Annotated in this window: 26 protein-coding genes; 12 read left to right on the top strand and 14 right to left on the bottom strand. The window is 72.1% G+C overall.

Translation table 11 applies throughout. The features are described from left to right. Positions 1–995: 995 nt before the first annotated feature. The 6 genes from AB0I15_RS60680 to AB0I15_RS60655 are packed head-to-tail and all read right to left on the bottom strand — an operon-like array spanning position 996 to position 7,212. Positions 996–1,811, bottom strand: a complete 816-nt coding sequence (locus AB0I15_RS60680; protein WP_358118447.1) for a Pvc16 family protein — start codon at positions 1,809–1,811, stop codon at positions 996–998. 15 nt (positions 1,812–1,826) lie between these two features. Beyond that, positions 1,827–3,935 (bottom strand): DUF4157 domain-containing protein, encoded by a 2,109-nt coding sequence (locus AB0I15_RS60675; RefSeq protein WP_358118446.1) that lies wholly within the window; start codon positions 3,933–3,935, stop codon positions 1,827–1,829. Next, positions 3,932–4,444 carry a hypothetical protein gene (locus AB0I15_RS60670; RefSeq protein ID WP_358118444.1) on the bottom strand — a complete coding sequence of 171 codons (513 nt, stop codon included), beginning with the start codon at positions 4,442–4,444 and terminating at the stop codon, positions 3,932–3,934. The genes AB0I15_RS60675 and AB0I15_RS60670 overlap by 4 nt, the downstream gene beginning before the upstream one ends. Then, complete coding sequence (locus AB0I15_RS60665) at positions 4,441–6,180, bottom strand: ATP-binding protein (protein ID WP_358118443.1); 1,740 nt, start codon at positions 6,178–6,180, stop codon at positions 4,441–4,443. The genes AB0I15_RS60670 and AB0I15_RS60665 overlap by 4 nt, the downstream gene beginning before the upstream one ends. Positions 6,181–6,226: 46 nt before the next feature. Then, complete coding sequence (locus AB0I15_RS60660) at positions 6,227–6,490, bottom strand: hypothetical protein (RefSeq protein WP_358118442.1); 264 nt, start codon at positions 6,488–6,490, stop codon at positions 6,227–6,229. A gap of 35 nt (positions 6,491–6,525) precedes the next feature. Continuing rightward, the gene (locus AB0I15_RS60655) at positions 6,526–7,212 is read right to left on the bottom strand and encodes a bacterial transcriptional activator domain-containing protein (RefSeq protein ID WP_358118440.1); all 687 of its coding nucleotides are present in this window, start codon (positions 7,210–7,212) and stop codon (positions 6,526–6,528) included. 178 nt (positions 7,213–7,390) lie between these two features. Here AB0I15_RS60655 and AB0I15_RS60650 point away from each other — a divergent pair, with 178 nt between their 5' ends. Next, positions 7,391–8,311, top strand: coding sequence for an aminoglycoside phosphotransferase family protein (locus AB0I15_RS60650; RefSeq protein ID WP_358118438.1), 921 nt, complete (start codon positions 7,391–7,393; stop codon positions 8,309–8,311). A 14-nt stretch (positions 8,312–8,325) separates the two neighbouring features. Here AB0I15_RS60650 and AB0I15_RS60645 read toward each other — a convergent pair whose 3' ends face one another. Then, positions 8,326–9,858, bottom strand: a complete 1,533-nt coding sequence (locus tag AB0I15_RS60645) for a carboxylesterase family protein (RefSeq protein WP_358118437.1) — start codon at positions 9,856–9,858, stop codon at positions 8,326–8,328. 71 nt (positions 9,859–9,929) lie between these two features. Between AB0I15_RS60645 and AB0I15_RS60640 the strand changes: the two genes are divergently transcribed. Together AB0I15_RS60640 and AB0I15_RS60635 are read left to right on the top strand one after the other, a co-directional pair. Next, positions 9,930–10,523 (top strand): TetR family transcriptional regulator, encoded by a 594-nt coding sequence (locus tag AB0I15_RS60640; protein ID WP_358118435.1) that lies wholly within the window; start codon positions 9,930–9,932, stop codon positions 10,521–10,523. A gap of 24 nt (positions 10,524–10,547) precedes the next feature. Further along, on the top strand, positions 10,548–12,176 hold the full coding sequence (locus tag AB0I15_RS60635) for a CocE/NonD family hydrolase (protein ID WP_358118433.1): 1,629 nt from the start codon (positions 10,548–10,550) through the stop codon (positions 12,174–12,176). Between the two features lie 7 nt (positions 12,177–12,183). Here the strand turns inward: AB0I15_RS60635 and AB0I15_RS60630 are convergent, their stop codons facing one another. From AB0I15_RS60630 to AB0I15_RS60615, 4 genes are read right to left on the bottom strand one after another with little or no spacing between them, the layout of a single operon-like run. Continuing rightward, complete coding sequence (locus tag AB0I15_RS60630) at positions 12,184–13,158, bottom strand: glycine betaine ABC transporter substrate-binding protein (protein WP_358118431.1); 975 nt, start codon at positions 13,156–13,158, stop codon at positions 12,184–12,186. Between the two features lie 51 nt (positions 13,159–13,209). Beyond that, the gene (locus AB0I15_RS60625) at positions 13,210–13,980 is read right to left on the bottom strand and encodes an ABC transporter permease (RefSeq protein ID WP_358118429.1); all 771 of its coding nucleotides are present in this window, start codon (positions 13,978–13,980) and stop codon (positions 13,210–13,212) included. Further along, positions 13,970–14,953: an ATP-binding cassette domain-containing protein gene (locus AB0I15_RS60620; protein WP_358118427.1), complete on the bottom strand. Its 984-nt coding sequence runs from the start codon at positions 14,951–14,953 to the stop codon at positions 13,970–13,972. Before AB0I15_RS60620 ends, AB0I15_RS60625 begins: the two co-directional genes overlap by 11 nt. Beyond that, a complete protein-coding gene (locus tag AB0I15_RS60615) occupies positions 14,940–15,593 on the bottom strand; it encodes an ABC transporter permease (RefSeq protein ID WP_358118425.1) in 654 nt (217 codons plus the stop codon). Before AB0I15_RS60615 ends, AB0I15_RS60620 begins: the two co-directional genes overlap by 14 nt. 124 nt (positions 15,594–15,717) lie before the next feature. Between AB0I15_RS60615 and AB0I15_RS60610 the strand changes: the two genes are divergently transcribed. From AB0I15_RS60610 to AB0I15_RS60590, 5 genes are all read left to right on the top strand, one after another. Next, entirely contained in the window at positions 15,718–16,518 is an 801-nt protein-coding gene (locus AB0I15_RS60610; RefSeq protein WP_358118423.1) for an IclR family transcriptional regulator, read from the top strand. Positions 16,519–16,575: 57 nt separating this feature from the next. Continuing rightward, a complete protein-coding gene (locus tag AB0I15_RS60605; protein WP_358118421.1) occupies positions 16,576–17,115 on the top strand; it encodes a hypothetical protein in 540 nt (179 codons plus the stop codon). A 110-nt stretch (positions 17,116–17,225) separates the two neighbouring features. After that, on the top strand, positions 17,226–17,852 hold the full coding sequence (locus AB0I15_RS60600; protein WP_358118420.1) for a hypothetical protein: 627 nt from the start codon (positions 17,226–17,228) through the stop codon (positions 17,850–17,852). Between the two features lie 114 nt (positions 17,853–17,966). Next, a complete protein-coding gene (locus AB0I15_RS60595) occupies positions 17,967–18,164 on the top strand; it encodes a hypothetical protein (protein ID WP_358118418.1) in 198 nt (65 codons plus the stop codon). 144 nt (positions 18,165–18,308) lie between these two features. Continuing rightward, positions 18,309–18,458, top strand: coding sequence for a hypothetical protein (locus tag AB0I15_RS60590; protein ID WP_358118416.1), 150 nt, complete (start codon positions 18,309–18,311; stop codon positions 18,456–18,458). A gap of 51 nt (positions 18,459–18,509) precedes the next feature. Here the strand turns inward: AB0I15_RS60590 and AB0I15_RS60585 are convergent, their stop codons facing one another. The 3 genes from AB0I15_RS60585 to AB0I15_RS60575 all read right to left on the bottom strand — a co-directional run bounded on the left by AB0I15_RS60585 (position 18,510) and on the right by AB0I15_RS60575 (position 21,307). Further along, the gene (locus AB0I15_RS60585; RefSeq protein ID WP_358118415.1) at positions 18,510–19,463 is read right to left on the bottom strand and encodes a DUF3500 domain-containing protein; all 954 of its coding nucleotides are present in this window, start codon (positions 19,461–19,463) and stop codon (positions 18,510–18,512) included. A gap of 474 nt (positions 19,464–19,937) precedes the next feature. After that, entirely contained in the window at positions 19,938–20,792 is an 855-nt protein-coding gene (locus AB0I15_RS60580; protein ID WP_358118413.1) for a MurR/RpiR family transcriptional regulator, read from the bottom strand. 308 nt (positions 20,793–21,100) lie between these two features. Next, entirely contained in the window at positions 21,101–21,307 is a 207-nt protein-coding gene (locus AB0I15_RS60575) for a hypothetical protein (protein ID WP_358118482.1), read from the bottom strand. Between AB0I15_RS60575 and AB0I15_RS60570 the strand changes: the two genes are divergently transcribed. The 4 genes from AB0I15_RS60570 to AB0I15_RS60555 are packed head-to-tail and all read left to right on the top strand — an operon-like array spanning position 21,246 to position 24,476. After that, complete coding sequence (locus tag AB0I15_RS60570; protein ID WP_358118477.1) at positions 21,246–21,512, top strand: hypothetical protein; 267 nt, start codon at positions 21,246–21,248, stop codon at positions 21,510–21,512. The genes AB0I15_RS60575 and AB0I15_RS60570 overlap by 62 nt on opposite strands. Then, positions 21,410–22,576: an ABC transporter substrate-binding protein gene (locus AB0I15_RS60565; RefSeq protein WP_358118476.1), complete on the top strand. Its 1,167-nt coding sequence runs from the start codon at positions 21,410–21,412 to the stop codon at positions 22,574–22,576. Before AB0I15_RS60570 ends, AB0I15_RS60565 begins: the two co-directional genes overlap by 103 nt. Then, positions 22,576–23,583, top strand: a complete 1,008-nt coding sequence (locus AB0I15_RS60560; protein ID WP_358118411.1) for an ABC transporter permease — start codon at positions 22,576–22,578, stop codon at positions 23,581–23,583. The genes AB0I15_RS60565 and AB0I15_RS60560 overlap by 1 nt, the downstream gene beginning before the upstream one ends. Beyond that, complete coding sequence (locus AB0I15_RS60555) at positions 23,580–24,476, top strand: ABC transporter permease (protein ID WP_358118409.1); 897 nt, start codon at positions 23,580–23,582, stop codon at positions 24,474–24,476. The genes AB0I15_RS60560 and AB0I15_RS60555 overlap by 4 nt, the downstream gene beginning before the upstream one ends.

Below are 24,476 nucleotides of genomic sequence, written 5' to 3'. Positions count from 1 at the left end.
GCCGCACGACGACCGGGCCGTCGTTCACGAGCGGCAGGTAGTAGCGGGGATGGGCCGGATCGAGCGCCAGGTCGCGATAGACGGCCGAGCCGACGGTCATGGTGAACTCCCGCGAGCTCACCCCCGCCGCCGCCCCGGCCGGGTCGAGGACGAGACCGTGCGCGAGGCCCTGCCTGAGGGTGACGCCGTAGACCCAGGCGCCGTCCTCCACCTCGCCTTCCTGGCGCACCTCCTGCGCGATCCCCGTCTCGGTGACGGCGCCCTGGACCAGCGTCAGCGTGGTGCCGGGCACGAGCACGCCCTCGGCGAGCTGCCCGGCGGTCCTGACGCGGATCGCCGTCGTGCCCGGCACGGTGTCGGCCAGGGTGAGCGTGCCCGCGTCGTTCACCGCCGAGACCAGGTCACGGTCCACGCGGATCACCCCGCCCCCGATGCCGACCACCTGGACGCGCGGGTCCGTCTTCGGCCCGGTGAAACGCACCCGGTCGCCCACGCGGAAGCGCACCGACTCCGCGGGCGTGGTCAGCGTGATCTGCCGGACCCCGGTGACCGTGCCCCGCGCCGACGGGCGGTACAGCTCCGCGCCGGTGACCAGCGCCCTGTGCTCCACGCGTACGGAGATGGCGTCGCCCGCCGTGCCCGGCGTCGCCGCCCTGACCAGGAACACCGGCTCGCCGGCCGCGTTACCGATCTCGGCGGAGGAGCAGACGCCGTTGCTGACCCGGGTGACGTAGCAGACCTGCCCGCCGTTGTCGAAGAAGCCGCGCACGGCGTACCACAGATAGCGGCCGGACAGCGGAAGATCACCGAACACCCGCAGGAAGGTCTCCCAGCGGGTCACCTTCACCGGGACGTCGATCTCCCCGCGCGCGGCGGGACCCGCGAACGCCGCGGTCGAGGTGCCCACCCCCTGGATGGGCGGCGCCGGGGCGAACTCGTCGATGTAGACCCCGGGATAGGAGGTTCGTACGGCCATGCGCTCGCCTTTCTCGCTCTCACCTGAAGTGCAGGTCGTAGTGGCCATGCGGATCGGGCACGACGATCGGCCGGTCCACCGGGTCGTGGCCCGGCGCCGTCGCGCTGAGCCGGTAGCCGTCGCCCGGCGACACCTGGTCGAAGGCGAAGCGCCCGGCCGCGTCGGTGAGCGCCGTCCGGCCCGTGGGCTGGAGCCCCACCCGCGCCCCCGGCACCGGCGCGCCCGCCGCGTCGGTGACCCGCCCGCCGAACGCGACGACCGGCTCGCCCGGATGCCCGACCTCCACGCTCGCGACCGGATGCTCGCGCCGGGGAAAGCCCAGGTCCAGCTCGATCGTGACGGTGAACTGGAAGGCCGGTCTGGGCGGCACGCCCATGGCCGCCCAGAAGTCCCCGTTGTGATCGGCCGGGTCGAGCTGGGCCACCTCCGTGGGCAGCGGGTAGATCCGGTCCGGGCCCGCCAGGGCGCCCCGCAGGAAACGCTCCGGCACGGTCGGGAACCGGCCCAGCCAGGCCAGCGCCTGCCCCAGCAGCCGGTGCTCGGTGACCACCCGCTGCGCGCCCACCGGTCCGGGCACCCAGGTGGTCACCAGGTAGGAGCAGTCGGTCCGCAGCGGCGGCCGGCGGCGCACGTTGTCGTGCACGATCGGGGCGGGGTGCCGCAGCGCCCGGTTCTCCTTGATCTCGTGCAGGAACAGGTTGACGGTCGCGGCCGCCGGATGGAAGCTCCGGTCCGGCGTTTCGAAGCTGACGTCCGCGCCGCTCAGCTCGGGCAGCTCGGCGACCGGCGCATCGTTCAGCAGCACGGTCAGCGTCAGGTCCAGGTCATGGAACACGGTGCTCTCCCCGGCTCATCGCTTGCGGGCCTTTCCATGGATCACCTTGGAGAACTTGTGGTGCAGGCCCTCCGGGATCGCGGCCACGAACCGGCCGAGCGCGACGTGGTGATGGACGAGCCGGTCGCCCACGTGCTTGGGGTCCCAGCCGTACTTCTCGGCGAGCGCCTTCGTGACGCGCCGGCCCTTCCCGATGAGCTTGAAGTCCTCCTTGAAGTGGTCTTTGAACGCCCGCCAGAACTTCCTGCTGTCGCGCAGGAAGCCCGCCTTGTTGGAGATCGATCGGCGTTTCCCCGACGAGTCGAACACGGCGCCGATCTTGGGCGCGTCGAGGATCCGGTCGGACCGGACGGCGATGCCGAGTTGCCGGGTCAGGGTCCTGGACAGGGCGCGCACCTTCGGCAGGTGCTGCTTGCCCACCGAACGGAACTGCGGAGACTTCTTGTGGGTGCCGGGCAGCTTGCACGTCAGCGTGCTCTCGTGGCAACTGTTGAGCAGCCGGCCGAAGAAGTCCTTCAGCTTCTCGATGAGGGTGCCGAGCTTGTCGCCGAACTCGCCCAGCTTGCCCTTGGCCGAGGCGGCCGTGCTCCTGATCCACTTGATCGCGGGTTCGAGGTGGCCGTGGACCTCGCGGAAGAGCGTCATGAAGCCGCTCGCGATCTTGCCGCCGAGCCGCCGGAACACGGTGATGACCGGTTTGAGGGCGGCCTTCGCGCCGGTCAGCGCCGCGCCGCCGCCCGCGGTGACCACGCCGAAGAAGATCTCCCACAGGCCCTCGCCGAGCACACCGCCGGTGGTCTTGCCCAGGGCCACCTCGCTGCCCGGCTGGTTGACGGTCTTGACGAGGTCTTCCGCCAGGTCGCCCGCCTTGCCGCCGACCATGTCCTTCATGGCCGACCAGGACGAGGAGATCGCGTCCAGCATCCTGCCGGGGGTTCTCGCGTACTCCCACGCCTGCGAGGCGATCGAGCCGGCCTCGCCGGCCAGGGTCTGCCAGACCCCCTGTAGGTCTGTGAGAAGGTCGGAGATGGCGTCGGGGAACCCGGCGATGGTCCGGCCGACGGTCTTGACGAACTCCCAGACCTGCGGCATCGCCAGGGTGATGTCGCGGATCATGATGAAGATGCCGAGCATGCCCTCGACGAAGAAACCCCTGGCCACGCCGGCGAGGAACGCCTTGTTGAACTCCATGTTCCTGCCGGCGACGATCCCGGCGATCTTGTCCATCGCCGCGATCTTCTCCGCGGTCTTCACCCGCGAAGAGCGCAGCCGGGCGATGAACCCCTCGAGCCCGGTCTTGAACACCGGCCAGAGCACGCCCAGCGCGGCGTTGCCCGGCAGGTGGGCGACCACCGTCGCGGCGCCCTCCAGCGCCTTGTCGATGAAGGACTCCTTCTGCTCCGGCGACAGCCGCAGCCACACCTCGCCCGCCAGCGCCACCGGGCCGCCGGTCAGCAGCGCCCTGGCCGTGTCGATCAGCGGCAGGCTCTCGTCCGGAGCACGTCGTACGGTGCCGCCGCGCTGGGCGACGTGCGCCAGCTCGTGGGCGAGCAGGAGGCGCCCCTCACCGCTCTCCGGGGCGTAGCGGCCGGGCCCGAAGACCACGTCGCTGCCCACGGTGTACGCCTTGGCCCGCAGCGACCGGGCCGCCGCGCCGGCCGCGGACCCGGTGTGCACGCGCACGCTCGACAGGTCCACACCCAGGCGCGGCTCGAAGAAGGCCCGGTCCGCCGCGCGCAACGGCTGCCCGCCGACCGGGACCAGCACGCTCGCGACGCCGCCACCGACGCCGCCACCACCGCCTTCCGCCGATCGCGCCGCCTGGCAGCCGGAGCACGGCCGGGCGTCGTCCGCGCAGCGGGAGCATGTGTCCGGCACCCGCATCGGCGGCCGGGACAGCTCGGCCGAGCGCATCACCTCGGCCGCCACCCGGTCGGCGTCGCGCTCGGCCGGGTCGTCGGGCCGGCTTACGGCGAGCTTGGCCTGGACGAAACCGGCCATCGACCGGGTGTTCAGATCATCGTGGAGCGCGGACCTGGGACCCTCGGTCGCGGACTCGGCCGAGCGCCTGGCCACGGTGCGGGCACGCGTACGGGTGCGCCGCGCGCTCTGGCGGGTCGTCATCGTGGAACGCTCCAAGGGCCGGGCTTCCTGGCGGGGACGAGCAGCGCGGCCCAGGCGCCCGCGACGGCGGCGAGCACGCCGAGCAGGACCGGCGAGTCCCCCCATGCTGCGGCGAGACCGAACCCGGCCCCGCCGGCCAGCACGTGCGCGCCGAGCAGCCGGCTGAGACGGACCCGAGGGCGCGGGACGGGCGCGGCGGGCCTGTCGGGCTGGGCGGGCGGCGCGGGTGGGGGGTCGGTGCGCGCCAAGGCGGTCGCGGGAGGTGCGGGCGTGGAACGGTCGAGCGCGGACAGGGCGGTCAGCACCCGCAGCGCCCACGGGGAGGGCACGGCGGGACCGAGCGCGGCCAGCAGGCCGGCGGGCGTGGTGGCGTCGGGAAGATCGTGTACGGCGCCGCCGTAGGCCAGCTCCAGCACCTCCGTGACCCGGCTGGTGATGGCGAAGGGCACGTCACGGCCGGACTGCGCCTGCCATTCCCGCTCCAGCAGGCCGAGGACGACGGCGTTCACGGCTGCACCCCGTTCAGCGGCCTGCCGAGCTTCTGGTGCTCGCGGCCGGTGGCGTGGAGCAGGTGCCGCTCGCCGATCGGGCACCCTTCGGCGGCGGCCTGGTAGGCGGCGGACAGCACGATGTTCCTGATGTTGCCGCCGGTGATCTTGAAGCGGGCGGCGAAGGAGGTCAGGTCGATGCCGGGCTCCACGTCGGCTCGCGAGGGCAGGTGGCGGCGCCAGAGCTCCAGGCGCTGGGCCTGGTCGGGGACGGGGAAGTCGATGACGAAACGCAACCGGCGGGTGAAGGCGTCGTCCATGTTCTGCCTGAGATTGCTGGCCAGGATCGCGACGCCGTCGTAGACGTCCATGCGCTGCAGGAGGAAGGCGGTCTCGATGTTGGCGTAGCGGTCGTGGGAGTCGCGGACCTCGGAGCGCTTGCCGTACAGGGCGTCGCATTCGTCGAAGAAGAGGATGGCGCCGGACTCCTCGGCGGCGTCGAAGATGCGCCTGAGGTTCTTCTCGGTCTCGCCCACGTATTTGCTGACCACCGCGGACAGGTCGATCCGGTAGAGGTCGAGCCCGAGGTCGGAGGCGACGATCTCGGCCGCGGTGGTCTTGCCGGTGCCGGAGGGGCCGCTGAACAGGGCGGTCACGCCGCGTCCCGGGCTCAGCGCCCCGCCGAACCCCCACGTGTCGAGCACCTGGTCGCGGTGCCGGACGTGGGTGGACAGCTCGCGCAACTGCTCGACCGTGCCGGCCGGCAGGACGAGGTCGTCCCAGCCGTGCCGGGGGAGGACCTGCTGGGCGAGCCCGCTCAGCACGCGGCGGGCGGCCCGGCGGGCGGGGACCGGGCGTTCGGCGAAGCCGTGCGGGGCGGCGTCCGTTCCTGCGACGAGCGTCGTGCCGTGACGCCTGGCGAGCGCGCGCAGGAGCGCGCGCCGATCGCCGGGGTCGTCGAGATCGTCCAGGTCGCCGGCCAGGAGCACGGCGTCGCGGAGCGTGGCCTCCAGCAGCGCGGCCTCCATCGCCTGTGGCCAGCCGTGCTCGACGGCCGTGCCGAGGTCCAGCACGAGCAGCGGCGCCCGCTCGGCTGCGGCGATGCTCAGCGCGACCTCCCGTGTGGCCGGGCCGTCGGCGCCCGACAGGTAGACGCGCGGGCCCGGGGCGGGCTCCGCGGGCCGCTCACCCGGGTCGATGAGCTCGCACCACGGGGGCAGCCCGCCCAGCCCGAGCAGGTGTCTGACGACGGGCTCGGCGACCTGGATCGGCTCGGCGAGCCGGCCGCGGACCGGCTTGATCAGCCGATGACGGACGAGGGGCGCGTCGGCGGCGAAGTGCTCCAGCCGGGCGAGCTTCTCGCCCGGGGAGGCCGACAGCAGGGTGAGTGCGAGGTCCACGGTCGGCCGCTGCCGGTTGACGTCGTCGTGCAGGAAGGCGTAGAGGCGTTCGTAGCGCAGGTCCACCTCGGGGGCCAGCGCGATGATCAGCACGCCCAGGTCGAAACCGGTGAGCCGGAACCTTTCGGCGAGCCGGGCGGGCCGGGAGCCGGGCTCGAGGAGGTCGAGCGGCGACGGCTCGTCGGGGGCGCGGAAGGGCAGGCGCGGCTGCAGCCGGACGACCCCGGCGATCTCCTCCGAGCCCGGCTGCGGCCCGCGGCGAGGATCGTGGCCGGCCCCGTACGCCGCCAGGACCGTCTCGACCGCTCGCCCGAGCAGCCGGTCGAGAAGCCCCATCGCCTGCTCGAGTCCCGTCATGCTCAGGATGTTAAGGAGGCCTCGTCAACCGCATGTCACACCTGTGTCACTGCCCGTCACCGCCGCCGGCGGCGTCACCGTGGGCGTCACTGGGGGCGTCACTGGGGGCGTCACCGTGGGCGTCACTGTGGGCGTCGATCCAGCCCTCCACCGCGGCGATCACCTGCTCGCGGCTGGTCACGTGGTAGACGTGACCGGGGTGGCGCGGGTCGAGGGTCTGCATGACACGGAAGTCGCGCACGCCGGTCTCGGGATCCGCGCAAAGGCTGATCATCAGGATGGCGCTGCGCGGGTGGTCCAGTGAAGGCACCCGTCCACCTCACGCCCGAGCGCGTCACCGGAGCGTCAGCGGCGCATCAACGGCCTGACCATCGCGGTGAACGTCTCCGATGGCTCGATCGCCAGCTCGTCGCGGACCAGCTCCTGGAACGTTCCATAGTGCTGGAGCGCCTCGTGCACGTTGTGCTCGGCCAGGTGCACCGCGACGATCGCCCGGTGCGCGCTCTCGCGCAGCGGCTCCAGGCGGATGCAGTGCAGGGCGGCCTCCAGCGCGAGGGCGAACTGGCGTCGCTCCAGGAGGTGGGCGGCCATCGCCTCGAGCGCGTGCAGCCGCAGTTGCCGCAGCCGCTCACGCTCGAACACCACCCACTCCTCGCCCCAGCCGGGCAGCAGCTCGCCGCGTTCGAGCATCATGGGCAGGCAGTGGTCGTCGGGGCCGGCGAGCGAGCGCAGCGCCCGCTCCGTGAAGGAGCGCACGTCGACGTGGACGGCGGAGGTCAGGCTGAGCGCGCCCATGGTGCTGCCCACGATGCCCTCATCGGCCTGGTGCAGCCGCCACAGGGTGGTGCGCAGGCTCCCGTGCGCGCGGTTCTCGGTGACGTCCGGCCACAAGGTCCCGGCCACGACGCTCCGGCTCACCGAACCGCGCAGCGCGAGCAGCGCCAGCAGCCGCTGCCCGGTGACCGACACGATGATCGGGCCGTCGCCGCCACGGATGTGGAATCGGTCCAGGAGTTGCAGAAAGACGGCCACGTAGGGAGGATCGCCTGGTCATCGCGGTTTTGGCAAGAGATTTAAGCGCCGCGTCATCGGTGTTGACCCGGGCGGTTCCTCGTCGGTGGAGTTCGTCCGGTTATGTGGGCGTTGAGGGGTCCGGAACCGCGGAAAAAGGGAAGACGGGCCCCGGGCGTACGTGCCAGCATGCTCGATCGTGGAGGACTTCGAGGCGAACGACGAGACCCTGGCCGCCATCGCCGGCCGGCACGGGGTCACCGCCGGGCGGGTGCGGCCCCTGCCCCCGGGTGTGGCCAACCACGTCTTCCTCCTCGGCGACGACCTGGTCCTGCGCATCCCGCGGGCCAAGGGCTTCCTCCCCGACCTGGTCAAGGAGGCCGCGGTCATCCCCGCAGCCCTGCGCGCGGGCGTGCGGACGCCGGAGGTCGTCGCCTTCGACGACACCTGCTCGGCCGTGGACGTGCCCTACATGGTGCTCACCCGAGCGCGCGGACAGGATCTCGCCCGGCTCGGACCGCCCGCCACCACCGACGACGTCCTCCGCCAGGTGGGACGCGAACTGGCCAGGCTGCACCGGCTGTCCCCGGCCACCGCGCCCGAACTTCCCCTGGCGGAGCACGGCGCCGCGGACCCCTGGGCGCTCACCGGCCGCCTTCTCGCGGCAGGCTGGATCGACGCCGAGGCCGCCCGCTGGCTCACCGGCTGGTTCGACCGGCTCTCGGCGCACCTTCCCGCCAACCCGGCGCCCGTCCTGGTGCACGGCGACATCGCTCCCCAGAACCTCCTCGTCTCCCCGGAGGCGGCCCGGCTCGACGCGATCGTGGACTGGGGCGACGCCGCGTGGGCCGATCCCGCCACCGACTTCGCCAAGATCCCGCTGACCGGCGTCCCGGCCATGCTCGACGGCTACCGGCGGGAGAGCGGCGAAGGGCCGGCCGCGCAGGCGTGGGAGGCCCGCGTGCTCTGGTTCCACCTCACCTGGGCCCTCGGCCGCCTGCCGGATCCCGTCCCGCGTCCCGCCGAACGCCACTGGACCGCCCCTCCGGCCGGCCGGCTCCTGGGCCTGCTCCGCTTCTTCGCCTCGGCCCCGCCGGCCCCCTGGGCCGATCTCGCCTGAGCGCCTGACGGTTCTCAGGCGGTCAGCAGGGGCAGCGCCCCGAAGACGTGGTCCTGCCAGAGGCGGCGCGAGGTCTCCTCGGGGTAGGCGGTGACCGACGGTGGCGTGTCGAAGATCCTGGTCAGGCGCTCAGAGGGGTCGTGGGCGGGCCAGCCCGGGTCGCCCGAGGCGGCGAAGGAGGTCCAGGCCGGGCGGATCTGGGAGGTCAGGTCGCGGGCGGCGTCGGTGTGGTCGGGGCCGATGGTCATCGGGCCCAGGTGCGCGTCGTAGGTGCCGAACAGCAGCGGGCCGTCCAGGCCGTGGCAGGCGCGCATCATCCCGCCGCTGCCCGGGGACTGCCAGGCCAGCTCGTACAGGTACGCCCGTCCGCCCCCGGCGGCCTGCGCCTCGGCCAGGCGCAGCGTGGGCATGCGGAACAGCCAGTCGCTCTGGACGAGTTCGTACAGCTCCTCGGCGGAGGCGTCCGGGAACGCCGCCCGGTAGGCCCGTTCGCCGTCCTCGCCGGGGCCGAAGAGACGCAGCGCCTGCGCCGCCTCGTCCTCGGTGACCTTGCCCAGCTTCCCGGAGAAGAGGAGGAACAGGCGGAACTCGTCACGGTTGTGCCCGGCGATCAGCTCCACGTCGCGTCCCGCGCCGCCCGCCAGGGCCTGCCAGGGCGCCTGCGGCAGCACCTCGCCGTCGACGACGGGGGAGTAGGCGGTGAGCGTGTGCGCCGGCGCGCCCCAGCGGCCCTCGTACCGCGGCATCTTCGACTCCAGCGCCTGCCCGGCCGCCGGCAGTCGCCGCGGGTCCACGGCGGACAGTTCGCCGGCCGTCGGGCGCAGGCCCGCCTCGGCCGCCAGGGCCGCCGCGACGTCGCGGGCCAGGGCGTCGGAGAAGAACGTGCCGGGCACGCTCTGCCCGATGGCCCGCCGGAACAGTCCCGCCGCACTCGGCATGGCCATCAGCGCCGCGACGCACCCGGCGCCGGCCGAATCGCCGGCGACGGTCACCTGGCCGGGGTCGCCGCCGAACGCCGTGATGTTCTCGCGCACCCACTCCAGGGCGGCGACCTGGTCGAGCAGGCCACGGTTGGCGGGAGCGCCGTCGACGCGGGCGAAGCCCTCGATGCCGAGCCGGTAGTTCAGCGACACGAACACCAGGTCGCCGTCACGGGCCAGGTGCCGGGCGTCGTAGCCGGGGCTGCCGGAGAAACCCAGCTTGTACGCCCCGCCGTGGATCCACACCAGCACCGGGCGGCGCGCGGCCGGGTCCGGGTCGGGGGTCCAGACGTTGACCGTCAGCCAGTCGTCGCCCGCGGCCATGGAGACGTCGCCGCCGTCGCGGCCGGCCATGGTCATGTCCTGCGGGGCCGGTGGGCCGAAGGCGGCGGCCTCCCGTACGCCGTCCCAGCCGCGTACCGGCCGGGGCGCCTGGAAACGGGCCTCGCCGACCGGGGGCTCGGCGTACGGGATGCCGCGGAAGACGGCCAGGCCGCCCTCCGCCCGGCCGCGGACGACGCCGGCCGCGGTGCGGACCTGCGGATCGGGGGATTCGGCGGTGGGCATCGGCGGCTCCTCGGGTAAAGCAGCTGATTGAACAGTTGTCTGTTTTTTAACACATGTCTAGTGTTGGGGGCGTGCAGGATCGACAGGACCGCCGTGTGCTCCGCTCCCGCGCGGCCCTCATGGCCGCCGCCGTACGCCTGGTCTCCGAGCGCGGCACCACCGCCCTGCCCATCACCGACCTCGCCGACGCCGCGAACGTCAGCCGGCAGCTCGTCTACCTGCAGTTCGGCGACCGCGACGCGCTCCTCATGGCGGCCGCGGCCGACCTGGTCGAACGGGAGCTCATGCCCCAGGTCGCGGACGCCGGGGCGCCGCCGCGCGCCCGCATGCTGGCGATGGCCCGGCACTTCGCCGGGCACCGGCCCTTCTACCGCGCGATGCTCACCGGGTCCTGCGCCTTCCCGATGACCCGGGCCATGAACGGCCTGTTCGGCTCGCTCGTCACCAGGTCGGGCCTGCGCGCGGTGTTCGGCGACCTCGACGAGGCCACGGCCCGGGACCTGGCGGTGCTGATCACGGGCGGGACCGGCGCGATCGTCAACGACTGGCTGGTCGACGCGGCCGGCCCCCTCGACCCCGAGGAACTGGCCGACCGCCTGCTGCGCCTGTCGGCGATGCTCGCCCGCGGCCGCTCCACCCTCGCCCCCGGAGGCCACCCGCGATGAACCTGAAGCCACCTCGTCCAGCGCATGCTGCGCCTGCCCCCGCCCCTCACCAGGGACCTGACCGTGGAGCGCGACCTGCGCGTCCCGATGCGCGACGGGGCCGTGCTGCTGGCCGACCGCTGGGCCCCGGCGGCAGGCGGTGACGGCCTGCCCACCGCGCTCATCCGCATCCCCTACGGCAGGGCGGGCCTGGCCGCGGGCCCGATGGCCCGGCCGCTGGCCGAACGCGGCTTCCAGGTGCTCATCCAGAGCACGCGCGGCACCTTCGGCTCCGACGGCCCCTTCGACCCGCTGCGCCGCGAACGTGAGGACGGCCTCGACACCCTGGACTGGGTGATCGAACAGCCCTGGTTCGGCGAGTCGATCGTCCTGTACGGCGCCAGCTACCTCGGCTTCGTCCAATGGGCGGTCGCCGACGCCGTGCCATCCCAGGTCAAGGCCATGATCTCGGGCGTCTCCGAGTCGGCCCTCACCCTCGACTTCCTGCGCGGGGACGGCTTCTCGCTGGAGACCCCGTTCGCCTGGGGCGTCCAGGTCGCCGGCCAGGAACGCCGGTTCGCGATGGCGCGCCAGGTGCTCGGGGGCAGGAAGGTCCAGCGCGCCCTGCGTACCCTGCCGTTGAGCCAGGCCGACACCGCCGCCATCGGCCACCGCTCCGACTACGTCCAGAACATCCTCACCCACGACGCCGACGCGCCGTTCTGGCGGGATCTCGACCACCGGCACCGGGTCGCCGCCGTCCAGGTGCCGGTGAGCACCGTCGGCGGCTGGTACGACATCTTCCTGCCCGGCCAGCTCCGCGACTTCCGGGCGCTGCAGGAGTCCGGGCACCCCCTCGCCCGCCTCACCGTCGGCCCCTGGGCCCACATCTCCATGGGCGTCGGGCAGACGGCCGCCGCCGAGGCCCTCGGCTTCGGCCTGGCCCTGGCCCGGGGCGAGCGACCGGCCGAGCGCGCGCCGGTGCGGCTGTTCGTCATGGGCGAGGAGACGTGGCGCGACTTCCCGTCCTGGCCGCCACCGGGGTACGAGCCGCGGCGCCTGCACCTGCGGCCGGGCGGCGCCCTCTCCGCGGAGGCGCCCGCCGACTCGCCTCCCGACGGCTACCGCTACGACCCCGCCGACCCCACACCCGCCGTCGGCGGCGTCCGCATGGCCTTCGGCGTCAAGGCCGGCCGCGTCGACAACACCGCGCTCGAGGCCCGCCCCGACGTCCTCACCTACACCACTCCCGTGCTGGAGCAGGACGTCGAGGTCGTCGGCGAGGTGAGCGCCGAGATCTTCTTCCGCTCCAGCCTGCCGCACGCCGACGTCTTCGTCCGCCTGTGCGACGTCGGCGCGGACGGCCGCTCCACCAACGTCTGCGACGGCCTGACCAGCCTCGGCGGCGCCGACACGAGCGCCGACACGAGCGCCGACACGAGCGCCGACACGACTGCGGTGGCGGAGGTGCGGCTGTGGCCGACGGCGTACCGGTTCCGGCGCGGTCACCGCATCCGCGTCCAGGTCTCCAGCGGCGCCTTCCCCCGCTACAACCGCAACTCCGGCACCGGCGAACCCCGCGCCACCGTCACCGCCCTGCGCGCAGCCGACCAGCAGGTCTTCCACGACCCCCGGCACCCGTCCGCCGTCATCCTCCCGATCCGCCGGGACTAGCCCGCGGTCAGGCGCTCTCCTTGCCGAGGAAGCCCTGCTCGCCGAGCCAGTCGGCGCTGACCTTGGCCGGCTCCTCGCCCTCCACGTCGACGCGGGCGTTGAGCCGCTGCATGGTGGCGTCGTCGAGCTTGGCGATGACGGGCTGGAGCACCTTCTCCAGCGCCGGGTGCTTGTCGAAGGTCTCCTGCCGCATCGTCATGGCCGCGTTGTAGATGGGGAAGAACTTCTTGTCGTCCTCCAGCACGGTGAGGCCGAGCGCGGCGATGCGGCCGTCGGTGGTGAACACCTCGCCGAAGTTGCACGTCTGGCCCTTGTCGGTCTCGGTGTAGACGACGCCGGTGTCGAGCAGGCTGACGCGGTTCTTGGGGAGGCTCATGCCGTACGCCTTGCTCAGGCCGGGCAGGCCGTCGTCACGGGTGGAGAACTCCGTCTCGATGCAGAGCGTGACCTGGTCGGGCTTGGCCTTGGCCAGCTGGGCCACGTCGGAGACCGTCTTGACGCCCAGCTCCATCGCCTTCTCCGAGCGGATGGCCAGGGCGTAGGTGTTGTTCAAAGGGGTGGGTCCGATCCAGTGGATCTTGTTCTTCGCCAGGTCCGCCTCGGCGGTGGCCTTGAACTGCTTGGCCGAGTCCTGGATGGGGGTGGTGTTTCTCAGGTGCTCGATCCAGCCGGTGCCGGAGTACTCCCAGTACATGTCGATCTCACGGGCTTCCAGGGCCTTGCGGTTCGGTACGGTCCCGCCCAGGTTGGTCTTGTCGACCACGTCCGCTCCGTGCGCCTTCAGGAGCTGTACGGCGATCTTGCCGAGCATGATGTTCTCGGTGAAGTCCTTGGAGCCGATGACGAACTTGGCCCCGGACAGCTCCTGGCCCGCGCTGCCCGCTTCGACGGCGTCGGCGGAGCCACAGGCGCTCAGGCCGGTCATGGTCAGCGCCGCGGCGGCGAGCCAGGCGAAGGATGTCCGTGCGGGACGGGAAAGCATGCGAAACACCTCGTGTCGATTGACGAACATAGGACGAGAAAGGGGGAACGGTCACATGCCGCGCGGCTTGAGCACGTCCTCGGCGAGCCCGCCCAGCCAGTCGATGAGGAAGGCGATGCACGCGGTCAGCACGCCGCCGACGATGGTCACGGGCATGCGGTTCAGCTTGAGGCCGTTGATGATCAGCTCGCCGAACCCGCCGGCGGCGACGAACGCGCCCAGCGTGGCGACGCCCACGGTCAGGACCAGGGCCGTGCGCAGGCCGGCCAGGATCGCGGGCACGGCGAGCTTGAGCTCCACCCGGCGCAGCACCTGACCGCTGGTCATGCCCATGCCCCGGGCGGCCTCGATGAGCGCCGGGTCGACCTGCTGCACGCCGACCATGGTGTTGCGCAGCACGGGAAGCACGGCGTACGCGACGAGCCCGACCAGCGCCGTCTGGAAGCCCACGCCCATGAGGAACGTGCACAGCACCAGCAGCCCGATGCAGGGGATGGCCTGGCCCAGGTTGCCCACGGTGAGGATGACCGGGGCGATGAACCGGTTGCGGGCGCGCGAGGCGACGATGCCCAGCGGCACGGCGATGATCACTACGAGGACCGTGGCGGCGATCGTCATCTGCAGGTGCTCGACGGCCTTGGCCAGGAGCACGGCGCCGTTGAGGCTGCGCTGCTCGATGGAGTCCAGCTCCAGCGTGCCGACCCAGGCGTACAGCGCGATCAGCACGACGGCGACGGCGGCGGGGGTGAAGAAGTGGCGCGGGCCGGGGAGGCGGCGGCCGGCCGGGCGGGCGCGTCCGGCGTACAGGGTGTCAGCGGTCACCGGCGGCCACCGTCTCGGCGGGGGAGCCCACGGCCTCGCACAGGGAGGCGTAGGTGAGCACGCCGGACGGCGAGCTGCACCGGTCGGTGCCGTGGGCGAGCATGAGGTCCAGCACCTCGCGCAGGCTGGCGTCCGCGGTCACCTGCGGCAGGCGGGTGTCCGGCGGGCGCGTCGCCGGCACGTCCTGCACGCGCAGCAGCGCGAGCCGCTTGAGCGTGCCGTCCTGGCCGATGAAGCCGGCGACGTAGTCGTCTGCGGGGGCGGCGAGGATGGCGGCGGGCGTGTCGTACTGGGCGATGTGGGAGCGCTCGCGCAGGATCGCGATGCGGTCGCCCAGCTTGATGGCCTCCTCGAAGTCATGGGTGACGAAGATGATGGTCTTGCGCAGTTGCTTCTGCAGCCGGGCGAACTCGTTCTGCAGGTGCTCGCGGGTGATCGGGTCGGTGGCGCCGAACGGCTCGTCCATGAGCATGACCGGAGGGTCGGCGGCCAGCGCGCGGGCGACGCCCACGCGCTGCTGCTGGCCGCCGGACAACTGGCGGGGATAGCGGTCCCGGAAGGCCGACGGCTCCAGGTTGACGAGCGCGAGCAGTTCCTCGACACGGGCGTCGATCCGGGCGGCGGACCAGCCGAGGAGCTTGGGCACCAGGCCGATGTTCTGCGCGACCGTCTGGTGGGGGAAGAGCCCGACCTGCTGGATGGCGTAGCCGATGTGCCTGCGCAGCTCGTCGGGGTCGAGGCCGAGCACGTCCTGGCCGCCGATGCGGATCTCGCCCGAGGTGGGCTCGACCAGCCGGTTGATCATCTTCATGGTGGTCGTCTTGCCGCAGCCGGACGGGCCGACGAAGACGACGAGCTCTCCCGCCGGGACGTCGAGGGTGACGTTGTCGACCGCTGGGGCGGGCTGACCCGGATAGTGCTTGGTCAGCGAGCGCAACTCGATGCGCACGCCTTCGGTGTCACGGTCGAACACGAAGCCCCCTCGGGGTGGTCAGTTGACGAACGGCGAAGAAGAACAGGTCGAACAGGATGGCGATGACCACGATGCCGAGCGTTCCGGCGAGCGTGGCGTTGAGGGCGTTCACCGAGCCGAGCCGGGACAGGCCCTCGAAGATCTGCGTGCCCAGGCCGGGGCCGTCGACGAAGGCGGCGGTGGCGGCGATGCCGATCAGCATCTGGGCCGAGATCCGCACCCCGGTGAGGATCAGCGGCCAGGCGAGGGGCAACTGCACCTGCAGCAGGACGCGGGCGCGGCTCAGGCCCATGCCGCGGCCGGCCTCCACGGTGGCCGCGTCCAGGCCGCGCAGCCCGGTCACGGTGTTGCGGATGATGGGCAGGAACGCGTACACGGTGAGCGAGACGAGCGTGGAGCCCCAGCCGAGCCCGGTGAGGGGGATGAGCAGGGTGAGCAGCGCCAGCGACGGGATCGTCAGGATCGCGGCGGAGATCGCGACCGAGCCTCCCCGGGCTCGCGGGGAGTCGTGACTGAGGAGCCCGACGGTGACGCCGATGGCGGTGGCGATGGCCATGGCGATGGCCACGACGAGGGCGTGCTCGGCGGCGGCCAGCGAGAGGGTGTCCCATCGTGAGACCACGTACTCGCTGAAACTCATGGAGGGACCGCCTTCGCTTACGCTTGCATGGATTCGCAAACGTATGCGATCTGTTGCGATGAGCGCAAAATAAGGTGCAGCTAGCGCAACACTAGTGCAATGGTTTCGTTACGAACGGACAGGGATGAGCGAGAAGCTGCCGGTGTCCTCGGCCGGGCTGCGCCGGGACATGGAGATCCTTGAAGTACTCGCAGGTCATGGCGACGAACGGGACGCCGACGGGTTCGGTGTGAGCTGGATCGCCCAGCGGCTCGGCAGGGAGAAGAGCCAGGTCTCCCGGGCACTGCGCGCGCTCGAACTCGAGGGCATGGTCGAACGCGATCCGCTCAGCCGCCGCTACCGGCTCGGCTGGCGGTTGTTCGCCCTGGCCTCCCGGACGCAGCACGTCCGGCTGGCCCGGGTCGCCGCCCCCTACGTGCGGCGCCTGGTCGTCGCCTTCGACGAGGACGCCTACCTGTGCGTGCTGCGCGGCAACATGGTGCTGACCTTGCTGTCGGTACCGTCGTCGCGGGCCTACCATCGGGTCTGGGAAGGCGTCTCGATCCCTGTGATCATGGCCGCCGCGGGGCGGTCGCTGCTGTCCGAATGGGACGAGGAGAGGGTGCGCGAGCTCCTGCGGGCCGGCCTGCCGTCGGGGCTGGACAGCGCGGTCGGCAGCCAGGAGAAGTGGCTGGCGGATCTCGCTCACGTCCGCACGGCCGGGTACGCGATCTCCGACGTCGAGCTGGAGGACAGCCAGGCGGGGGTGTCGGCTCCCGTACGCGACCATCGAGGGCTGGTCACGGCGGCGATCAGCGTGTCCGTCACGCGTTCGGCCGCCCATGGCCGGTTGCACGAGATGGGCGCGGTCGTCGCCGAGACCGCGCACGAGCTCTCCGGCGCCTTGGGCCTGCCGCCCGGCGATGGCGAGCCGCACCGGATCTGACGGTGACGTGTCCGCCCGGGCGTGCCTGTCCAGGGGCCGCCCGGTACGATCCGGCGGATGACCGGGAAGCGCTGGACCGACTACCTCTACGAGCGTCACCCGCCGGACCGGCTGCGCGCCTGGGCGCGGGAGCTCGCCTACTTCCGCTTCTGCCGCGCCTACGGCGGTCACGCCAACGACGGCGATCACCTGCTGGTCAGTCTGCGCGCCGGGACGCGGGCCGACCTCCTTCGGGTGCTGTCGGCGCTGGCCGTGCCGGTCGAACGGCTTCCGGCCGCCCATCCGCGACCGGTCCCGGGCGTGGCCTACTCGGCGGCCGAGTTCGCTCGGTTCCCGGCTCCGATGTCGCGTTTTCCCGACATCGGGCAGCCCGGCCACGTGGAGATCGCGGGGCAACGCGCCCATGTGTGGTCGCACGGCGAGCGCCTGAGCATCAGCGTGGCCGACGTCGTCGATCCCTACAACGTCACCGGCGCGGCGGTCGCCGCGGCCAAGTCGATCGAGGCGATGCTGGGGCCGATCGCGGGCCAGGTGGTGGATCCGCCGCAGGACGACAGGAATTGCATATGTCCTCGCCACTATCCTGATTTTTGGTGAGCCGGGGTGGCATGACCGCGGCACCGGAAACGTCCGGTGGCCTCCTTCCCGGATCGGCAGCCCCTGACCGGCTCCCGTCGTCGAGCGACGGGTCTTCTTCAGGAGGGGCAGTGGCGGATCAAGGTGTGCCGGTCGCCGGGGCGGCGGCGCGGCCGCGCCGAGGCTGGGACCGCGTCGCCTGGGCGGTGACCGAGGTCTTCTTCCCCGTCAACGTGGTGCTCGCGCTCCTGCCGGTGCTGGGCCTGTTATCGGACGGGTGGCCCGGGGGCGGCTGGGGCTTGGCGGTGTCGCTGGTGTGCGCTGGTGTGCCCGGGGTGGTGATCGCACGCGGGGTCCGGAGGGGGCGGCTGGATTCGCGGCACATCGTGGAGCGCCGGTCGCGGCGAGGACCGATGCTGGCGGCGCTCGCGGCCGTCGTGGCGGCCCTGGCGGCGCTGCTGGCGTGGGACGGGCCGTGGCCGGTGACCGGGGCGGTGGTCGTGATGCTGGGCTGGATCGCGACGCTGGGGCCGATCACCGCCGTCTGGAAGATCAGTTTTCATGCGGCGGTGGCGGCCGGCGCGGTGGTGATGCTCGCGTACGTGCTGCCCGCCGCGGTGACGTTGGCGGTGGGCGGGGTGGTCGTCGCGGTGATCGGCTGGGCGCGGGTGCGGATCACGCACCACACCGTGGCGCAGGTTCTGGCCGGGGCGACGGTCGGGGCCGGGGTGGCGTGGGCGGTCTTCGCGCTGCTTTGACCGTGTACGGGGTGGGCCGACGTGGCGAGCGAGCCGCCGGTCCGCTGATCGTCCCAATCATCGATGATCGTCTCGTGACCCGCTGTTGGTGGCCGCCTCAATACGCTACCGACCGTGACTGACGACAGGATCCGACGCAGGCGACAGATCAGCATCGACGGGGCGGGCATCGAGCGGCGGAAGTCGGCGATCCAGGCGATCGTCGATCAGGCGCCGCCACTGGCATCTCAGCAGGCCGAGACGCTGCAGCACCTTTCCGCCGGCATCCGGTCCGCCGGCATCCGGGACAACGGGCGAACACCTCCGGCGTAGCGTCGCGGGCACGCGGCGGCCGCGTCCGGGGGAGCGTCCCCGGCCGCGGCGCCGGTGCCGGCCGAAACCCTCTGGCATGGGCGGCCACGCGACCGGACGCCCCCAAAAGCTTTCATACGGTGCCGACGGGGTAGAGGGAGGCGCATGGCCACACTCATGGATCGGGTGCGCGCGTATCTGCGCAGCCCCAAAGGCAGACAGAACATCGAGAAGGCTAAGCGCATGGCCCGTGACCCGCACACGCAGGAGAAGGCCCGGCGCTTCCTCAGCAAGTGGCGGTCGCGGCGCCACTGAGCGGTTCCGGGTGCTTTCGACGCCGGGCCGTTCGGGGCCCGGCGCGGGTGGTCAGTGGTGGTCGGCGTAGTGCCGCGCGAGCAGGTCTCCGCCCCAGTCGTCGCGCAGGTCACGCCATACGGAATGGATGTGGTTGGCGTCGTCCTGGGTGTTGTCGTACTCCAGGAGGAAGGTGGGGCCGGCGACGCAGTAGTAGTGGCCCTGGCCACGCTGGTCGGAACCCGCCCACGCGAACGTCACCTTGTCGAGACCGGCGTCGAGGGCGTCGCGCCAGCAGGTCTCGCCGTACCAGCCTGGGGCGCGGTCGAAGTAGCGGCGGATGAGCCGTTCGAGCAGGTGTCTCGACGACGCCGGCATGTCGGCGTGGGACAGCCCGCGGAGGATGCGGTCGAGGTCGGCCGCGGGGTCGTTGCGGGTCAGGACGTCGTCGGGGGCCACCGCGCCGGTGATCGCGATCGATCGCCGGCGCGGCGGGAGCCCGGCGAGCAGGGCCCGGCCCATCTCCTCCTCGTCGGCGAGCAGCCGCAGGCCCTTCTGTGGCCCGGACAGGACCATGGCCGGCTCGGCGCCCAGGAAGCTCGGCGTGACGGCGATCGCGTCGCCCACGACCGTGATGTGCACGGCGAGGTGGTGGCCGTTGACCCGCCAGGCCCACGGGTCCGCGCCTCCCGGATCGCCGAACACCCGGAACCAGTAGCGGTCACCGTCGATCTCGTCGACGCCGGTCACCAGGCGCCGCCGGACCCGCTCCAGGTCGATGACGCCTCTCGCGGTGCGCGCGCCGGTCACGCCGCACCCGGCGTCGAGCAGGGCCAGGGCGAGGTCCTGCTGCCCGGGGGTCATCTCGACCAGCGGCAGTCCCGGACGAGGACCGGGAAGATAGGACCACTCGGTACGCTCGGGCGAGCCGAACGCCGCCGTGGCCGCGTCCCTCCGCCCGGTGTCGAGCGAGCCGAGGAAGCGCAGCACCGCCTGCCGCATCACCTGGACGTCATGGGCACTCATGGAGGGTTCCTTAACCGGAGGGCGCTTTAAGGGGTCAGACATATCGCTGAGGCGATAAATCGCAACATACTGCAATTCAGGCGACATCACGGTCTGGCTCTGCCGCCGCTTGCGACGCTTCTCCGCTTGCGACGCCCCTCCGCGGGTCGGCGCACCGGGCTCCCGGGCGGGCGGCGGCCCGCCCGGGAGCGTGGTGATCGGCCGCCCGCGTGCCCGGGAGCGTGCTGATCGGCCCGCCGCTGATCCGGGGCACGGTGATCGGCCGGCTGCTGATCCGGGGTGCGGTGATCGGCCGTCCCGTCGGGGCCGGCGGTCGGCCACATGAGGGGGCCTTGGCCGCCGAGCCGCGCGCCAGGTGTGAAGTCACCCGGCTGATCAACCAGGGCCGTAACCGGCCGCGACCTGGGGACCCCCCGTCACGCCGGCCGGCACCCGAAGCGAGGCGGCCGATCGTCGGCAGGTGGCCGGTGCGACCTACTTCCCCCTGGGGGCCCGGCCCGTGGCGCCCTCGATGAACGGGGCGCGGATGTCGTCGAGCAGGGCCGACGCCGCGACCGCGCGGTCACCCAGGCGGGAGGCGACGGCCAGGGCCAGGGCGTCGATGACGGCGATCGACGGAAGCATCTCGCGCGTCGCCCCCGTGGCCGACAGCGTGGCGAGCAGCGTCGCCGCCACGCGCGGGCCGAGGACCGGGCCGAGCGAGTCGGTGATGAGGACCACCTTGGCTCCGACGGCCTCCGCCTGGTCGAGCAGCACCTCCAGCTCGTAGAAGAGCCGCGCCGGCGCGAACATCACGACCGTGTCGCCCGGGCCCAGCGGCACGATCAGGTCGGCGAACCGGAACCCGGTGTCGCTGCTCGCCCGTGCCTTCATGCCCAGGCGGTTGAGCCGGAGCGCCAGATATTCGGCGGCGATGCCCGAGGGCCCGACGCCGTAGGCGATGACCTCGCGGGACTGGGTCAGGGTCTCGGCGGCCAGGGCCAGCCCTTCGCCGCGCAGCGCGGCGCGCGTCTCGCGCAGCACCTCGACGGCGTCCTCGAAGACCCGGTCGAGCAGCTCCTCGGGGTCGCCGGTGAGACGCTCGATGCGGGCGCGCAGCCGGTCGGACGGCCGCACCAGGGCCGCGACCAGCCGCCCGGCCTCGTGCTTGAGCTCCGCCAGGCCGCTGAAGCCGAGCGCCTTGGCCGTGCGCACGACCGTGGCGTCGCTCGTGCCGGTGGCCTCGCCGAGGTCGCTCGCCGAGGCGAACGGGACGTCCTGAAGATGGTCGCGCAGGTAGGCCGCGACCTTCCGCTCCGCGGGGGCGAGCCTCGCCCAAGTCTCTTTCACGCGGTGCTGAAGGGAACGCTCAAGCGGCGATTCATTCACTCGGGGGACCCCTTGACTAGTCCGGTAGCGGTTCCTACAGTTCCCGTAGTCGCCATGACGACGACTTGGTAGTGCCTATTACAGCACGACCTTCCCCCCGAGAGGAATGCACAAATAGAACTTCTCCGCGGTGTCCTCGCCGCCGGTGTTGCCCTCACGGGGCTGGTCGCCGCCACCGCCTGCACGGCCACCGCCGGGCCGACCGGCAACCAGGCCCGAAACTCTCTCGTCTTCGCCGTCAACGGTGACCCCGGCTCCCTCGACCCGGCCTACGCCGCCGACGGCCTGTCGTGGATCACGCTCGAGCAGATGTACGACACCCTGGTCTCGCCCAAGCCGGGCGGCACCGAGATCGGCCTGCGGCTCGCGCTGAGCTGGAAGCCGTCAGACGACGGCCGGACATGGACCTTCGACCTGCGGCGCGAGGTGAAGTTCCAGGACGGCACGGCCTTCGACGGCAAGGCCGTGTGCGCCAACTTCGACCGCTGTACAACTTCTCCGGGCTGCAGCAGAGCCCGTCGGTCTCGACCTGGTGGCAGAACGTCTTCGGTGGGTTCGCGAAGAACGCGAGCGCCAAGCTGGGCGAGAGCCTCTACAAGTCGTGCTCGGCGCCCGACGACCACACCGCCGTCATCGAGCTGTCCCGGCCGTCGGCGTCGTTCATCTCGGCCCTGTCGATGACGCCGTTCTCGATCGCCAGCCCGGCGGCGCTGGAGAAATACGACGCCGACGCCATCGGCGGCAGCGCCGACCAGCCCGACTTCAACAGCCCGTTCGGCGCCCAGCACCCCGTCGGCACCGGCCCCTACACCTTCGTCTCCTGGGACCACGGCGACCGCATCACGCTGCAGGCGAACCCCTCCTACTGGGGCGGCCGGCCAAAGATCGAGAAGCTGGTGCTGCGGGTGCTCAAGGACCCGACGGCCAAGTTGCAGGGGCTCCAGGCGGGCGGCATCGACGGGTTCTCCGCCGTCCCGGCCTCGATGCTCGGCGGGCTGCGCGGCGACTCCAAGGTCGAACTGTACGAGGGCAAACCGTTCGACATCGGCCACGTGAGCTTCAACTCCAGCGTCAAGCCGTTCGACGACCCCAAGATCCGCCAGGCCGTGGCCCACGCGCTCAACCGGCCCGCGCTGCGCCAGGCCAAGCTGCCCCCGGGCACCGAGGACGCGACCCAGTTCATCCCGTCCAGCCTCGCCGGCCACGCCGCCGACGCGACCACCTACGCCTACGACCAGCTCATCAAGGAGTCGAAGACCCCGCGGCCGACGATCGAGTTCTGGTACCCGACCGGGATCAGCCGCCCCTACATGCCCAACCCGCAGGACATCTTCCAGTCCATCCAGGCCGATCTGCAGGCCGCCGGGTTCACGGTGCAGCCCAAGGCCAAGCAGTGGAGCGAATACGTCAGCGGCCTGCTGTCGGGCAAGGCGCCGATGTTCATGTTCGGGCTGATCGGCACCTACCCCGACGCGTCGTACTTCCTCAACCTCTACGCGCAGCAGATCACGATGGGTGACTTCAAGGACGAGCTGAAGAAGCTGCTCGCCGAGGCGGACGCGACCGTGGACCCACAGGCCCGCGCGAGCGCCTACGAGAAGATCAACCGGAAGATGATGACCTTCCTGCCGGGAGTGCCCTACGGCAACGTGCCGTCCTACGTGGCCCTGTCCACCCGCGTGCGCGGCTACGTGCCCAGCCCGCTCGACCACTTCGACTTCGCGAGCGTGGAGCTCGCGAGCTGATGGCGCGCCTCATCGTCCGCAGGGCCCTCCTGCTCGTCCCCGTGCTGCTGGGGCTGTCGGTGCTGCTGTTCGCGTGGGTCCGCGCGCTGCCCGGCTCCCCGGCCGACGCCCTGCTGGGAGACCGGGCCACCCCGGAGGCGCGCGCGGAGTTCGACCGGATCTACGGTCTCGACCAGCCGCTTCCCGCGCAATACCTGTCCTGGCTGGCGCGGGCGGTGCGGCTCGACTTCGGCGACTCACTGGAGACCCACAGGAGCGTGCTGACGGAGTTCCTGACCCGCTTCCCGGCGACCGTCGAGCTGGCCGCGGCCGCGCTCGTGTTCGCCATCGCGGTGGGCGTGCCGCTCGGCTACTTCGCGGCCACCCGCGCGGGAAGCTGGCTGGACAACGTGTCGGTGGCCGCCTCGCTGGCCGGCATCACCGTCCCGGTGTTCTTCCTGGCCTTCCTGCTGAAATACGTCTTCGCGGTGGCCGTGCCGCTGTTCCCGCCGAGCGGCCGGCTGAGCCCCTGGCTCGACGACACGCCGCACCCCACCGGGTTCTATCTGCTCGACGGGCTGATCAGCGGCGATCCGCTGGCCACCTGGGACACCGTGCAGCACCTGGTGCTCCCCGGCATCGCGCTGGGCTCCATCCCGCTGGCGATCATCACCCGCATCACCCGCGCGTCGGTCGCCGAAGTCCTCGGCGAGGACTACGTGCGCACGGCCGTGGCCAAGGGGCTGTCGCCGCGCACCTTGCGGACGCGCCACGTGCTCAAGAACGCGCTGCTGCCCGTCACGACGTCGATCGGGCTGATGGCCGGGCTCCTGCTGTCGGGGGCGGTGCTCACCGAGACGGTCTTCGCCTACCCGGGCATCGGCCGGTTCCTGTACGACGCGATCAACAACCGCGACTACGCCGTCATCCAGGGCTTCACCCTGCTCACGGCCGTGGTCTACACGGTGATCAACGCGGCCGTTGACATCTCCTACGGCGTCGTCGACCCGAGAGTGAGGGTGTCGTGACCACATCGGCGGCGGATCTCGCGGCCCCTGCCGCCGCCGTGCCCCGCGCGGGCGTGTGGCGGCGGCTGTGCCACAGCGCCGGGGCGATGACCGGCCTCGCGCTCGTCGTGCTCTTCGTGGTGGTCGCGCTCGCCGCGCCGCTGCTGGCGCCGTACAGTCCGGTGGCCTCGCCCGACCTGTCGCAGATCAGGCCGGACCACATTCCAGGCTTCAGCGCCGAGCACCCGCTCGGCCTCGACCAGAACGGCCGCGACGAGCTGTCGCGCCTCATCTACGGCGCCCGGTCGTCCCTGCTCATCGGGCTGGTCTCGACGCTGGCGGGCGCCCTGATCGGCATCGTGCTCGGCGGGCTCGCGGGCGCGTTCGGCGGGTGGGTGGACGCCATCGTGATGCGGGTGGTCGACATCATGCTCGCGCTGCCCGGCCTGCTGTTCGCCATCGGGATCGCGGCGATGCTCGGCAAGACGACGTTCTCCATCATGATCGCCATCGCGGTGGTCACGGTTCCCGCGTTCACCCGGCTGCTGCGCGGCGCCATGCTGGCCGAGCGCGAACGCGACTACGTGGTGGCGGCCACCTCGCTGGGCCTGCGCCGGTCGGCGGTCACCCTGCGCCACATCCTGCCCAACTCGCTGTCGCCCGTGCTCGTCCAGGCGACGCTCACCCTGGCCACGGCCATCATCGACGCCGCCGCCCTCGCCTTCCTCGGCCTCGGGGGAGACGATCCGAGCACGCCCGAATGGGGCCGCATGCTGGCCGACGCCCAAGACACGCTCACCGTCGCGCCGCGGCTGGCGTTTCTCCCGTGCGTCGCGATCATCCTGGTGGCGCTCGGCTTCACGCTGCTGGGCGAGTCGCTCCGCGAGGCCCTCGACCCGAAAGGCCGCAGGTGA

Source organism: Nonomuraea sp. NPDC050643, assembly GCF_040654715.1.
Taxonomy (GTDB): domain Bacteria; phylum Actinomycetota; class Actinomycetes; order Streptosporangiales; family Streptosporangiaceae; genus Nonomuraea.
The sequence above is the reverse complement of the archived record's forward strand: the minus strand, read 5'-3'. Positions and strand labels throughout refer to the sequence as shown.